General features: G+C 67.2%; 15 protein-coding genes. 6 read left to right on the top strand and 9 right to left on the bottom strand.

Annotated features, from left to right (window positions below):
- Positions 1–203 precede the first annotated feature (203 nt).
- Complete coding sequence (locus tag ACOJUJ_RS27140) at positions 204–956, bottom strand: hypothetical protein (RefSeq protein WP_420130067.1); 753 nt, start codon at positions 954–956, stop codon at positions 204–206.
- A gap of 371 nt (positions 957–1,327) precedes the next feature.
- Between ACOJUJ_RS27140 and ACOJUJ_RS27145 the strand changes: the two genes are divergently transcribed.
- Genes ACOJUJ_RS27145 through ACOJUJ_RS27155 form a run of 3 tightly spaced genes read left to right on the top strand, consistent with a single transcriptional unit; the run spans position 1,328 to position 4,047 of the window.
- On the top strand, positions 1,328–3,676 hold the full coding sequence (locus tag ACOJUJ_RS27145) for a glutamine--tRNA ligase/YqeY domain fusion protein (RefSeq protein WP_420130100.1): 2,349 nt from the start codon (positions 1,328–1,330) through the stop codon (positions 3,674–3,676).
- A 30-nt stretch (positions 3,677–3,706) separates the two neighbouring features.
- Positions 3,707–3,916: a hypothetical protein gene (locus ACOJUJ_RS27150; protein WP_420130068.1), complete on the top strand. Its 210-nt coding sequence runs from the start codon at positions 3,707–3,709 to the stop codon at positions 3,914–3,916.
- On the top strand, positions 3,913–4,047 hold the full coding sequence (locus ACOJUJ_RS27155) for a hypothetical protein (protein WP_420130101.1): 135 nt from the start codon (positions 3,913–3,915) through the stop codon (positions 4,045–4,047). The genes ACOJUJ_RS27150 and ACOJUJ_RS27155 overlap by 4 nt, the downstream gene beginning before the upstream one ends.
- A gap of 80 nt (positions 4,048–4,127) precedes the next feature.
- On the opposite strand, the gene ACOJUJ_RS27160 is transcribed toward ACOJUJ_RS27155, so the two are convergent.
- The 7 genes from ACOJUJ_RS27160 to ACOJUJ_RS27190 form a co-directional block, all read right to left on the bottom strand.
- Entirely contained in the window at positions 4,128–4,520 is a 393-nt protein-coding gene (locus ACOJUJ_RS27160) for a type II toxin-antitoxin system VapC family toxin (RefSeq protein WP_420130069.1), read from the bottom strand.
- A 9-nt stretch (positions 4,521–4,529) separates the two neighbouring features.
- Positions 4,530–4,760: a type II toxin-antitoxin system Phd/YefM family antitoxin gene (locus tag ACOJUJ_RS27165; RefSeq protein WP_420130070.1), complete on the bottom strand. Its 231-nt coding sequence runs from the start codon at positions 4,758–4,760 to the stop codon at positions 4,530–4,532.
- Between the two features lie 312 nt (positions 4,761–5,072).
- A complete protein-coding gene (locus tag ACOJUJ_RS27170; RefSeq protein ID WP_420130071.1) occupies positions 5,073–5,648 on the bottom strand; it encodes a hypothetical protein in 576 nt (191 codons plus the stop codon).
- A gap of 226 nt (positions 5,649–5,874) precedes the next feature.
- Entirely contained in the window at positions 5,875–6,831 is a 957-nt protein-coding gene (locus ACOJUJ_RS27175; RefSeq protein WP_420130072.1) for a zinc-dependent alcohol dehydrogenase family protein, read from the bottom strand.
- Between the two features lie 112 nt (positions 6,832–6,943).
- A complete protein-coding gene (locus tag ACOJUJ_RS27180; protein ID WP_420130073.1) occupies positions 6,944–7,153 on the bottom strand; it encodes a YegP family protein in 210 nt (69 codons plus the stop codon).
- A gap of 69 nt (positions 7,154–7,222) precedes the next feature.
- Positions 7,223–7,447, bottom strand: coding sequence for a hypothetical protein (locus tag ACOJUJ_RS27185; protein ID WP_420130074.1), 225 nt, complete (start codon positions 7,445–7,447; stop codon positions 7,223–7,225).
- Positions 7,448–7,743: 296 nt separating this feature from the next.
- Complete coding sequence (locus ACOJUJ_RS27190) at positions 7,744–7,956, bottom strand: hypothetical protein (protein ID WP_420130075.1); 213 nt, start codon at positions 7,954–7,956, stop codon at positions 7,744–7,746.
- A 304-nt stretch (positions 7,957–8,260) separates the two neighbouring features.
- Here ACOJUJ_RS27190 and ACOJUJ_RS27195 point away from each other — a divergent pair, with 304 nt between their 5' ends.
- Complete coding sequence (locus tag ACOJUJ_RS27195) at positions 8,261–9,523, top strand: phospholipase D-like domain-containing protein (RefSeq protein ID WP_420130076.1); 1,263 nt, start codon at positions 8,261–8,263, stop codon at positions 9,521–9,523.
- 171 nt (positions 9,524–9,694) lie between these two features.
- Positions 9,695–10,690: a hypothetical protein gene (locus tag ACOJUJ_RS27200; protein ID WP_420130077.1), complete on the top strand. Its 996-nt coding sequence runs from the start codon at positions 9,695–9,697 to the stop codon at positions 10,688–10,690.
- Between the two features lie 741 nt (positions 10,691–11,431).
- On the opposite strand, the gene ACOJUJ_RS27205 is transcribed toward ACOJUJ_RS27200, so the two are convergent.
- Positions 11,432–11,704, bottom strand: coding sequence for a DUF3303 domain-containing protein (locus ACOJUJ_RS27205; protein ID WP_420130078.1), 273 nt, complete (start codon positions 11,702–11,704; stop codon positions 11,432–11,434).
- A 107-nt stretch (positions 11,705–11,811) separates the two neighbouring features.
- Here ACOJUJ_RS27205 and ACOJUJ_RS27210 point away from each other — a divergent pair, with 107 nt between their 5' ends.
- On the top strand, positions 11,812–12,045 hold the full coding sequence (locus tag ACOJUJ_RS27210) for a hypothetical protein (protein ID WP_420130079.1): 234 nt from the start codon (positions 11,812–11,814) through the stop codon (positions 12,043–12,045).
- Positions 12,046–12,361: the final 316 nt, after the last annotated feature.

Here is a 12,361-nt window from a genome sequence, read left to right on the forward strand (position 1 = left end):
AACTTCGATCCCGTTTCCCACGGACTGCGTTCGTGACTCAGGTTCCCACGACGCGCCAGAGATTCGGCTCGCGTCACCTCTCCCCCGAAGTTGGGGGAGAGGCCGGGAGAGGGGGCCGCCAGCGGACGCAGTACGATCCCGGTCGACGCCGCTCCAGGCTTCCGTTGCTGTTGCCGTGGTCAGGATTCGCGGCTCGAAGGACGCTACCGCGCGGCGCCGGCGCGCTGGAACGTGGCGCGGCACTCCTCCTCGCCCGGCATGGTGGCGAACAGGCCCACGCGGTCGCCGCCGGGCGCGAGCCGGATCTCGAGCGAATCGCCTTCCACGCGCGCGTAGCCGGCCAGGAACAGCCCGCCGTCGACGGCGCGGGTGGAACTCCGGAGTTCCAGCAGCGACGTAGCCGGATCGAGCGTGTACGTGCCCGCCAGGTCGACGTACGTCTCGAACGGCCGCACGGTCAGCATCATCCCGCCGCTGCGCCGCAGCACCAGCTCGCCGATCGGGCCACCCGGGCCCACGCACGTGGGCGTCCGCACCTGCCGCCACGTGCCCGCCAGCGGGTTGGGCCCGGGCGCGACGATCTTCACCCGCGCCCGCGCGTCATCGCCCATGGCGCGGGCGACGACGTACAGCGAATCACCCGGCCGCGCGTCCGGCGCGATGGCCAGCGTGCCGACGGCATCGATCTGCGCGCCGGTGCCCTCCACCGCCCAGGCGATGGAACAACCCTCATCGACCGACCGTGGGCCGGAGGGTCCGTGGTGCACCACCGGCGGCGCCAGCGTCTGCGATTCGCCTGGCGCCATGCCGATGTCCCGCTCCGCCATCACCAGGGTGGCCCACGAAGGGATGGCGCAGGGATCCTGCACCGGCGGAACCGGGCGAGGGCCGGCCTGCGGCGCACAGGCGGTTTGCAGCGCCAGCAGCGCGGCGAGGGCAAGGTGCAAAGGACGCATGCGTGGGTGGATCCGGTGAGGTGGAGACAGGAGGCTACGGCGGGGATAATCAGGCTCCGGCGGGCGCCGCGCCAGTTCCCGGGCCCGGCGGCCTGCGCGGCGCGCGTACTTCTCGGAAGAAGGAGGATGAGGATTGCCGCGCCACGCTTGTTCGACAAAGCACGCACCCGCCACGAGGACCCTTGTTTCACGCACGGCGCGGGGCCAGCGCGGCGTTGTAGATCATCCGCGGATCCGTTATTCTACGGGGTTTATCATCCGGATTTGCGGGACGTCGGCCTGGGTGCCGGCCCGCCTCGTCATCACGACCGAAGAGCAGTCACGTGACCGATATCGATACGAAGCGCGGGAGCGACGTGCTCCCCGACGCCATGGCGTTCGCCGAACGCGAGGGGCTGGACTTCATCCGCGCCATCGTGGCGGAAGACCTGCGCGCGGGAAAGTACGAAACCGTCGTCACCCGCTTTCCGCCGGAGCCCAACGGCTACCTGCACATCGGCCACGCCAAGTCCATCCTGCTCAACTACGGCATCGCGCAGGAGACGGGCGGCCGCTTCAACCTGCGCTTCGACGACACCAATCCCGAGACGGAGGACGTGTCGTACGTCAACTCCATCGTCGACACGGTGCGGTGGCTGGGCGCGGACTTTGGCGAGGGGCCGCTGTACGCGGCGGACTACTTTGAGCAGATGTACCGCTTCGCCGAGTTCCTGATCCAGCACGGGCTGGCGTACGTGGACAGCTCGACGGACGAGGAGATCCGCGAGGCGCGCGGCACGGTGATGGAGCCGGGGCGGCCGACGGCATACCGCGACCGTTCGGTGGAGGAGAATCTCGATCTCTTCCGGCGAATGCGCGCGGGCGAGTTTCCCGATGGCGCGCACGTGCTGCGGGCCCGGATCGACCTGGCGAGCAAAAACATGCTGCTGCGCGATCCGCTCATCTACCGAATCCGCCACGCGCACCACTACCGCACCGGCGAGAAGTGGTGCATCTACCCGCTGTACGACTACGCGCACCCCATCGAAGACGCCATCGAGGGGATCACGCACTCGCTCTGCACGCTGGAGTTCGACAACAACCGGGCAGTCTACGACTGGACGGTAGACCACTGGCAGGACTTCGTGCGCTCGGAAGGTGGGACGCCCTATCGCCCGCACCAGTACGAGTTTGCGCGCGGCAACCTGGAGTACACCATCGTCAGCAAGCGCAAGCTGCTGGAGCTGGTCAAGGGCGGCCACGTGAACGGCTGGGACGATCCGCGCATGCCCACCATCGCCGGATTCCGCCGCCGGGGGGTGACGCCGGAGGCCATTCGCTCCTTCTGGGAGCAGATGGGCGTGGCCAAGTTCAACAGCCGCATCGACATGGCCAAGCTGGAGTTCGCCATCCGCGACGACCTGAACACGCGGGCGCCGCGGGTGCTGTGCGTGCTGCGGCCGCTCAAGGTGACGCTGACCAACTATCCCGAGGGGGAGACGGAGACGCTGGACGCCTCCTTCTGGCCGCACGACGTGCCCAAGGAGGGTTCGCGCCCCCTGCCCTTTTCGCGGACGCTGTACATCGACCGCGACGACTTCATGGAGAGCCCGCCCAAGGGGTTCCACCGCCTGTCGCCGGGCGCGGAGGTGCGGCTGCGGTACGCGTACGTCATCCGCTGCGACGAGGTGGTAAAGGACGACAGCGGCGAGGTGGTGGAGCTGCGCTGCTCGTACGATCCGGCCACGCGCGGCGGCACCACGCCGGACGGGCGGCAGGTGAAGGGGACTATCCAGTGGGTGAGCGCCCAGCACGCGCTGGAGTGCGAGGTGCGGCTGTACGACCGCCTGTTCACCGTCCCCGATCCCGAATCGGGCGAGGGCGACTTCAAGGAGTACCTGAACCCTGAGTCGCTGGTCGTCATCCAGGGCGCGCTGATCGAGCCCGGCGTGCGCGACGACGAGCCCGGGAGCCGCTACCAGTTCGAGCGGGTGGGCTACTTCTGCAGCGACGTGGTGGATTCGCGACCCGATGCGCTGGTCTTCAACCGCACCGTGACGCTGCGCGATGCCTGGGCCAAGGCCGCGGAAAAGGCCGCCCCCGCGCCAAAGGCGGAGAAAAAGCCCAGGACGGAGCGCGCCGCGTCGCCGGGCGATGCAAAGCCGCGCAGCAAGGCCCCCGCGCCCGACGTGGAGCGCTCGCCGGAGCTGGAGGCGCGGCGCGCGCGCTACGCGGGCGAGCTGGCACTGCCGGCGGAGGAAGCGGACCTGCTCTCGCGCGAGCTGCCGACGAGCGACCTGTTCGAGGCGGCGCTGGTGGTGGGCGCGCCGGCCAAGGCGGTGGCCAACTGGGTGCTCCACGAGCTGCCGCGGGAGCAGGGTGACCGCGCGCTGGACGCGCTCCCGTTCGGCGGGCACGCGCTGGGCCAGCTGGCGGCAGTGGTGGAGGACGGCACCGTCTCCGTAAGTGGCGCGCGCCAGGTGCTCGCCGAGATGGTGAAGAACGGCGGCGAGCCGCGCGCGCTGGTAGCCAGCCTGGGCCTGCAGCAGGTGAGCGACCCCGGAGCCCTCGCGCCGCTGGTGGACCAGGTGATCGCCGCCAACGCGGGGAAGGCCGACGAGTACCGCGCCGGCAAAACGGGCCTGCTCGGCTTCTTCGTGGGCCAGGTGATGCGCCAGAGCGGCGGCAACGCGAACCCGGCGCTGGTCAGCGATCTGGTACGGGAGCGGCTGGGGAGTTGATGGGATCAATCACCCGAATGGGAGGGGATGATGGCCGACGGAGCCGAACGTGAATGGCTGGTCTACCTGATGGGCCCCGCGGGGACCATCGAAGTCGTAGTGAAGAGTGACACGCCACCTGAAATCGGAAACGCTGAGGTACGGTTGGGCGAGAGCCGGTTTCTGCGCGAAACGTTCGCGGGAGCATTCCCCCAGGACAAGGTGAAATACAACAGCGTCACTCCTGCTTCGAAGGGCTGAAACCCGGCCAGTACCGCGCCGGCAAGACGGGCCTGCTCGGTTTCTTCGTTGGCCAGCTGATGCGCCAGAGCGGCGACAACGCGAACCCGGCGCTGGTCAGCGACCTCGTGCGGGAGCGGCTGGGGGGCTGATTCTCTCCAGATCTGGAAGAAACAGGCCGGCAATCCATCAGGATTGCCGGCCTGTTTCGAATCGATCAGTACAAAGAAAGTCACCACAGCCGCTGCACGCCGTACGCGTCCAGGGCGGGATCCACGCTGATGACCGGGACTTCTTCCGTAAGTGCCTGCGCAGCGATCAAGCGGTCGAACGGATCGCGGTGATGCTGGGGCAGACGAGTAAGTGCGTCCAGATGCCGCAGCTCAATGCCAAGGACACCGATCTGCTGCCGCTCCAGCTGCTCCGGGATCAGTTCAGCGAAAGGCCGGTCCAGGGCGAGCTTGCCGATCCCGTTTTTGATCGCGATCTCCCACAGACCCGCGACGCTGACGAGGATCGGATTCTCTCGCGCTTCGATCAACGTGCGTGCACGAGGGCTAAGGCGCTCGCTTCCGCCGATGAACCAGAGAAAGCTGTGCGTGTCGAGCAGCGCGCGGGTAGACATGCACAGAGGCTACATATAATCCGCGAATTCTTCAAGGGGCTCGTCAAAATCATCCGCCATGTGAATCAAACCCCTGGCGCTGCCGAATTCACGAGGACCCTGTGCGCGGGTGATTGGAATGATCTTGGCGACCGCTCGCCCATCCTCGGTAAGAATCACGTCCTCACCACGAGCGGCTTGACGCACCAGCTCGGCCAGTTGAGTTCGGGCGTGATTGAGGTCGATTGCACGCTCGGCCATGTATCTCCCAAATAGTTCAAGTGCCTACTGGCTCGAGTCACCAGGGTCACCGATGGCACCAATGGCACCAATGGCACCAATGGCACCAATGGCACCAATGGCACCAATGGCACCAATGGCACCTGATAATAACACAGATTTGGTAGGATTGCGCAATCGTTGTAGAATGCTCGGCCCAGGGCCAACGAGCAGCGCCTCGGCACAACGGCTGGCGCGGCTCGGGAAGAAAAAAGCCAGATCGGCCGGCGCTCCGTTGGGAGTGCCGGCCAATCTGTTTGCATCCGCCGGTGGCGACGCCGCCAGCAGATGGATTCAGCGCGCTTCGCGCACCATCTGGTCGCCTTGCAGGCCGACGCGGCGGCGGATGACGGAATCGGCGCTCACCTGCAGAAACTCCAGCCAGACACGGTTATCGGGTCGCAGGCCCAGATACCCGGCCAGGCCCGTCCCCTTGTCCAGGTAGCGGACAAACCCGTTTCCGTTCACGTCCACGCCCAGGTTCAGCCGCTCGGGGTTGCGCGGGTCGCCGTTGCCGGGGGCCGCGTCGAAGCCCATCGACATCTGCCCGGTTTCCTGCAATCCCAGCGCAAAGCGCTCGTGCCCGGCGGTGTCGTTGATCATGATGCCGGTGCTGGGGCTGATGCGCGTGGTGCCCATCCCGCTGGGCATCGGCGCACCGATCACTACCCGGTCGCGCCCCCGCTCGTCTTCGATGATGAGCGTGCGGGCGCGCAGCACGTCGGCCGTGCCCGGCGGCGTGATCCACGCGCCCAGCGACACCACCGCCAGCAGGGTTCCTAGACCCAGCGAGAGCGCCCGGCTGCGTCTTGCCTGTCGCTCCAGCGCGTCGACGCGCTGCAGAAGGGCGGTCGCGGAAGGTTCGTGCATGCGCTTCTCCGATCCGATGGATTTGTGAAAAGTTGCTCAGGTCGGAGCTAGGATGCGCGCGGGGGGAAATGGGTTTATCGCGGGGGCGATCAAGGCGTACGCTCGCCGCGGGAGAGATCGTGCGGCGGCCGCGCGGGTGACGCGAATCTGAAAATCACCAAACGAGATCGGCAGCCGCGGCTCTGCGCGGCTTCCGATCTCGTTCATCTCAAGACATCACCGATCATCATCCCTTTGCGACGCGGAGGATGACCTTGCCGGTGCCGTGGCCGCCGTCCAGGCGCTCGTGGGCACGGCGGACGTCCTCCAGCGGCATGGTTTCGCCGATCAGGGGGCGGCAGCGGCCCTGGTCGATGACGGCGGCCATGTCGCGCAGCCGCTCGGCTTCGCGCATCACAAAGATGCCGTGCAGCGTCTGGTTCTTGCTCGACAGCCCGCCCAGCGTGCCCTCGGGCGTAAGGATGCACGCCAGCCGGCCGAACGGGCGCGTGGCGGGGATGCTGCGCTTGATCAGATCGCCGCCCACGGTGTCGAACACCGCGTCCACGCCGCGCCCGCCGGACTCGCGCAGCGCCACCTGGGCAAAGTCCTCCGCGCCGTAGTCGATGGGGACGTCGGCACCCAGCTGGCGCAGCACGTCCTGATTGCGCGCGCTGGCCGTCGCCAGCACCCGCGCGCCGGCCGCCTTGGCAAACTGCACCGCGAACGAGCCCACGCCGCCGGCGCCGCCGTGGATGAGCACCGTCTCGCCCGGGCGCACGTTCAGGCGCCGGACGATGGCCTCCCATGCCGTTCCGCCCGCCAGCGGCACCGCGGCCGCCTGCTCGTGCGAAAGGCCGCGCGGCTTGTGGGCGACGATGCGGGCGGGGACGGCGTTGTACTCGGCGTAGGTGCCCAGCGGGTTGCCGAAGATCTCGTCCATGTAGTAGACCTCGTCACCCACCGAAAAGCCGGTGGCACCGGGGCCCACCTCCTCCACCACACCGGACGCGTCGTATCCCACCACCAGCGGCGGCGTGAGCCCCGCCCAGCCGGCATTCTGGCGCAGCTTTGCATCCACCGGGTTGGTCCCGGCGCAGATCACGCGTACCAGCACCTCACCCGGCCCGGCGCCGGGACGGTCGATCTCCTTTACCTCCAGCACTTCCGGCCCGCCAAACCGCTCCAGCACGATCGCTCGCATCCGCCTCTCCTCTGTCGAAGTTCGGAGCGAGGGCGGGCGGCGAGAAGCATGCCGGGGAAGGCGCAGCGCAGGCGAGGTTCCGTTCTCGACGCGAACCCCGCCTGCCCACCCGCTACACGTCCGGAACCAGCTTGGCCGTGCCGTCGGACGCGTCGTACACGGAGGCGCCGGCCGCAGCCTTCTTTACGCGGGTAATCGCGTCCAGGCAGCCGTCGCGGCGGACGTAGCCCTCGCCCGAATCCGCGATCGTCCGGTTGTTGTCGGCCAGGAGCGCCCACCGCCACTCGCCGGCCGTATCTTTGGTCATCCAGAACTTCGCCATGGGGATTTCTCCAGCTCAGGTTTACCTGCTTTCGTTCGCGTAACGCCCTCTCCTGCCGCGGTCGCTGTTCTAATGCGTGTGGCAGGCGTTGGAGCAGTAGTAGCAGCCGTTGGCGGTGGTCGGGTACGTCTTCTTTGCCTCCTTAACCGCGCCTGCGCACCCGTCGAACGCGCCGAGGTACATCCTGTTCTCCAGCGCGGGCATCCACGTGCACCCGCTCTTGTGGACCTCGTGGTCTCCGTTTGGCTGCGCCCTGGTGTTCACGTAGTAGCTGGTCGCCACGATACACCTCATCCGTTCGGGTAAACCGGGTTGCTCAAGCAGCAACCGGGCGGCGATCTTCGTCCGCGAGATCGCCGGTTCTTTCTTGGTGGGACAGGGTGGCTCCCGATTCTCACATGAGGGATTGACCGAACAGAATCGGCCGGCAATCACGGGGATTGCCGGCCGATTTCTGGTGCGGACATGTTCGACGGCGGTGAGCGATTCCGGCGTCCGGAATGCTCGTCACAAAAGCCACAGAGATACGAACGAAGACGGCCGGCGATCCGCGATGGATGCCGGCCGTTCGCGTGCCCCCGGACGTCCCGTCAGGCGCAGATGTTCACCGGCACACTCACGCAGCTGCTGTAGTCGCAGGTGTAGCCCCCCTGCGCGGTGCAGTTGAACTGCTGGGTCTGGCAGGAGCGCACCAGGGTGTCCGCCGCGCCGCGCACGGTGCCGCGAAGCACCCGCTCAGGGGCAGCCGCGGGCGCAAAGCTCTCCACCGAAAGCGCATCCACCTGAAGCCGGATCTTCTGCATCGCTGCCTCCACGAACCACGTTTGGGAACGGACGAGCGCCCACCAGTGGGCGACCGTGGAGGCACGCGGGCCCATCCACCGCGCAGCTTCCGCTCCAATAGTACCTTCTACGGATTTCGTCGTCAAACGTCAAACAGAACATTCGGCACGCGCGCCGGCCTGAGTCGGGCGTCGTCCGGCGCCAGGCGACGAAAAGCATTGCCTGATCATCTGTTTCGGGCCAATCTAGGTGGGACGGACCTTGCCTTCTCCCCCGTTTCCGTGAGTGTCCATCATGCGCCCATCCATCAAGCTCAGGACAGCCGTGTGTCTGGCGATCGCGTTCGCGGCTGGCGCGTGCGAAGACATCCCCTACGTGGTGATGCCGGCCAGCGACGGCCCCACCCTGCTCTCCATTCCATCGCCGCCGTACGCCGTCTCCACCTGGGGGCACGTCCGGGTGGAGGCCCACTTTACCGATCTGTCCGGCGGCGTTACGGAGGACCGGTCGATCCTGAATCACGTCATCTACCTGATCAACAACGCCCCGGGCAACTCCGAGATCCGAGCCGCCATCTTTACGCTGAACGATTCAGAGGTGCGCCAGGCACTGGAGCGGGCACACACACGCGGCGTGCGGGTGTTCGTGGCGATGGACGGCAGCCACCACCCCGCCGATCCGATGGACGATGAGAGCATCACCGACCCTGAGGTCCTCGAAGCCTACCTGAATCAACCGGGGGGCCCTGGTTCGCGCTTTCGGTGGTGCACCAGGGGCGGTGATACCGCCACCGCCGGATGGGACGGGTGCATCGCGAAGGCGCGGGGCGCCGTCATGCACTCCAAGCTCTTTCTGTTCACCCATACCCGCGACGCGAGCGGCGCGCGGCGCACCTTCGTAACCTGGTTCGGATCGGCCAACCTGTCGCCTCATTCGGGGAGCCAGACGTACAACAACACCGTGACGGTGTACGGCGACAGGAAACTGTACAACGGCTTCATGGATGAATACTGGACCGAGCTTTGGGAGGGGCGGACCAAGTATCCGGGCAACGACTTTTTTGACCGCCCGGGGCCCGGCTTCTTCATCGGGAACACGTTCGGGCTGCGGGTGTTTGCCTCGCCGCAGCAGCAGACGGACCTGGTGGAGCAGCGCATCAGGAGCGTCGAAGGCGATTCGGACTGCGTGATTCATGTGGCGCAGAGCACCTTCAATGAGGAGCGCAACGCGGTTGCACGGATGCTGGCCAAAAAACGTTCGTACCTGTGCAGGGTGTACATCGCCGTGGGATCGATGGACACCACGACCTATGAGGCGCTGCAGGGAGTGAAGAAGAAGATTCCCGTCTGGTGCATCAACACACATGACAAGTTCATCCTGATCCGGGGCAGGCACGAGCCGGAGGGCCCGGTCCGGCGCATGGTGTTCACCGGCTCGCACAACCTGACGCGCTCCGGCAACTATGTGAACGACGAACTGCTGGTAAGGGTGGAGGACGACACCATCTACTCCGCCTTTCTGCAGTCGTGGAGCCGCATGACGTACGATGAGGATGCGATCCCGCTGCACACGGGCGGGAGTTGCTGACGCCCGAGGTAACGGGAATCCCGAGGACGCGGATCGGTTGCTTCCACGTTCTTTGCGGCTCCGCGTGAGGCAACTCCTTCGGTTTGCGATTCTGCTTGCGTCCACGGGTGCCCCGTTCGATACTGACGGCATCCCTCGCGTCATCCCCCGACACACCGGAGCGCCCATCGAATGCTGATCCCCCGCTACTGGTCGCGCGCTGAATCCACGGCGACCACTCCGTCCGGAAAGTTCGTGCGGTTTCACGTGTGGCGCGGCTCGCGAAGCAGCGAGGCCGAGGCGCAGACGCTGGCGCGGGAGGCGGTGGGGCGCGTGGCGGAGCGCATTCGCGCCGGGGCCGGCTTTCCCGAGCGGTACGCGTACGGCGACCGGCCGCTGCGCGAAGAGGTGGTGGGCGAGTTTCCCGCGGCGGCCACGGCGGATGCGCCGGAGGCCGCGCTCACCCGCAACGCGTACGGCGCCGTGGTGCTGAACGCCGCGCGTGTCTTTTTCATCGACGTGGACGTGGAGCGCGATGACAACCCGCGGGCGGGATCGCCGGAGTCGCGGGGATCATCGATGGCGTCCGGCGACCCGATCGCGGCGGCGCGGGAGCTGGTGGATGCGCTGCCGCTGCCGGGCGGGGTGAAATCCATCCTGGGTGGCCTCTTCGGATCCAGGCCTGCCCAGCCCGCGGCGCCGCCCCCTCCCCCACCCGCCCCCGCGGACCCGGCGTCCGCGGCGATGGACCGGCTGCGGCGGTGGGTCGCATCGCATTCCGAGTGGCGGGTGCGCGTGTACCGCACGCACTCCGGGCTGCGCTACCTGGTGACGCACGCGCTGTTCTCGCCCACCGATCCGCAGGCGCAGGAGGCGATGGCCGCCCTGGGCGCGGACCCGCAGTACATCACGCTGTGCCAGGTGCAAAAAAGCTTTCGCGCGCGGCTGACGCCCAAGCCCTGGCGCATCGGGATGGAGAACCCGCCGGTGACCTTTCCGTACGAGAGCGCCGCGGACGAGGCGGCCATGCGCGAGTGGGAGTCGCGCTACGAGGCCGCGTCGCGGGGCCGCGCCACCTGCCGCTTTGTCGAGGAGATGGGCGGCGGCACCGAGCACCCGCAGGTCACCGCGCTGCGCACGCTGCACGACGACCGCACGCGCGCCACGTCGGGGCTGCCGCTGGCGTAAGCGCGCCTCCACTGGATCGGCGCGAAGGCAGATTTCCAGGGAAATGCCTCACACGGAGTCAACGGAGTCAACGGAGTTGTCTCGTGCTGATTCCGCTGGCTCAGCGCGAACTCACGGCAAGCGGTCGAGAGTAGAAGCGTGAGCGGCGCCTCCCGATGGCTGGGAGGACGCCGCTCATCTTTTTGCCTGGCCAGCGGCAAATGATGCCGATTGCGGATCTAAACCGGTGATCTCCCGATTGCGGACGCGCCGGTGCATGGGACGCCGCATACGGTCGGGCCGCCGAGTCCACGAAGGTGGACTTTGTGCAGTTGTAGCGGCGAATTTTTTATTCGCTCCTGCAGGCGGGGGGCACGTTACCGGATCACAATCCGAAGGCAGGAAAGCAGGAGGAGCGGGAGCAGCGGGAGCAGGCGCATCGCGTACCCCGGGTCAGAGACGCGGACCGAACTGCGAACTCTGCTGGGAAATAAGGCGGGTGAAATCAGGACGCAACGGATTCACAACGACGCGCGGCAGTCGTGGGGGGCGAGCCCAGCGACTGCCGGCGACGGCGAACGGCATTCGCTGGATGGCGAAGCGCCCGCTCGGTACAGCGCGGTGCATCCGGTGGAACCGCACCCGCGGCGGCTCGCGTAAAGCACTCCGGGGATGCAACGCGCGGCAGGCGCCGGTTTATGACGTGGCGGCCAAAATCCATGAAAACTCCAGGCGTGCGGATGATGTAGATCATCATCCCCATTACAGGCGCGGGGCGATGGCGGCGGCGGCCTGGGCGGAGGGGATGACGGGAACGACCTCAAACTCCACGATGTCGTCCCAGGCGGCGATCCACGCGCGCAGCAGCGCCTCGTTGTCGCACTCCATCACCTGAAAGCAGCGGCGCAGGTCGTCCGTTACCCAGCTGGACACGTAGCGCAACCCCTCCGGCGCCAGGCGCCCGCGGTCGCGAAAGCGGCGGTAGACGGGCACCGCGTCCCCATTGCGAAAGGTCTCGACGATCATGTAGAGCATGCGATTCTCCGGGAGGGCGGCGGATGGATGGGGCAGCCCGCGGTCCCGCTCTTGCGACGGCCGGCGGCGCGTGCGGATGCGATCCTTCAGACACGGAGACCGGCTCCATGACCGACAGCAGCCAGGGCAATACCGGCACCGGGGACGTGACCTACAACCTCGTTAGCATTCTCTACCACGCCCTTCAGGCCGCGGAGACGCACGACCAGTACATCCGCGACGCTGAGGAATCCGGCGACCAGGACCTCGCCGCGTTCTTTCGCGAGGTGAAGAACGAGAACACGCGCCGCGCCGAGCGCTCCAAGGAACTGCTGGCCAGGCGGCTGACGTCGAACTCGTAGCTTGAGCGCCGATGGACGCACGGCCGGCGATGCCCGCGCGGATCGCCGGCCGTCGCCGTTTCTGCAGCCTGTCAGCCGCCTGTCCGCCGGCAATCGACATAAAAGCGTGGGAGACCACGAGCGCGCCAGGGCACGTGGCCGGCGGCGTCTCAGGCGGTTGAAACCGCGGGTGGAACTGCACGAAGTCCACCTGCGTGGACTCGGCGGCCGGGCGATGTGCGGTGTTCCACACCACGGCGCGTCCACAACAGAGGGATGAACCGGTTGATACGCTCGCGGTATGGCGTCGGGAGCGGGTGCGGCCTATACTGGCCGG

This window comes from Longimicrobium sp. (assembly GCF_048594345.1).
Lineage (GTDB): Bacteria > Gemmatimonadota > Gemmatimonadetes > Longimicrobiales > Longimicrobiaceae > Longimicrobium.

Bases quoted from the DNA above. Each gene is read 5' to 3' on its own strand.
- ACOJUJ_RS27145 (WP_420130100.1), top strand. From the start codon at position 1,328: ATGGCGTTCGCCGAACGCGAGGGGCTGGACTTCATCCGCGCCATCGTG.
- ACOJUJ_RS27160 (WP_420130069.1), bottom strand. From the start codon at position 4,520: ATGTCTACCCGCGCGCTGCTCGACACGCACAGCTTTCTCTGGTTCATC.
- ACOJUJ_RS27175 (WP_420130072.1), bottom strand. From the start codon at position 6,831: ATGCGAGCGATCGTGCTGGAGCGGTTTGGCGGGCCGGAAGTGCTGGAG.
- ACOJUJ_RS27165 (WP_420130070.1), bottom strand. From the start codon at position 4,760: ATGGCCGAGCGTGCAATCGACCTCAATCACGCCCGAACTCAACTGGCC.
- ACOJUJ_RS27180 (WP_420130073.1), bottom strand. From the start codon at position 7,153: ATGGCGAAGTTCTGGATGACCAAAGATACGGCCGGCGAGTGGCGGTGG.
- ACOJUJ_RS27170 (WP_420130071.1), bottom strand. From the start codon at position 5,648: ATGCACGAACCTTCCGCGACCGCCCTTCTGCAGCGCGTCGACGCGCTG.
- ACOJUJ_RS27150 (WP_420130068.1), top strand. From the start codon at position 3,707: ATGGCCGACGGAGCCGAACGTGAATGGCTGGTCTACCTGATGGGCCCC.
- ACOJUJ_RS27190 (WP_420130075.1), bottom strand. From the start codon at position 7,956: ATGCAGAAGATCCGGCTTCAGGTGGATGCGCTTTCGGTGGAGAGCTTT.
- ACOJUJ_RS27185 (WP_420130074.1), bottom strand. From the start codon at position 7,447: ATGAGGTGTATCGTGGCGACCAGCTACTACGTGAACACCAGGGCGCAG.
- ACOJUJ_RS27210 (WP_420130079.1), top strand. From the start codon at position 11,812: ATGACCGACAGCAGCCAGGGCAATACCGGCACCGGGGACGTGACCTAC.
- ACOJUJ_RS27200 (WP_420130077.1), top strand. From the start codon at position 9,695: ATGCTGATCCCCCGCTACTGGTCGCGCGCTGAATCCACGGCGACCACT.
- ACOJUJ_RS27205 (WP_420130078.1), bottom strand. From the start codon at position 11,704: ATGCTCTACATGATCGTCGAGACCTTTCGCAATGGGGACGCGGTGCCC.
- ACOJUJ_RS27140 (WP_420130067.1), bottom strand. From the start codon at position 956: ATGCGTCCTTTGCACCTTGCCCTCGCCGCGCTGCTGGCGCTGCAAACC.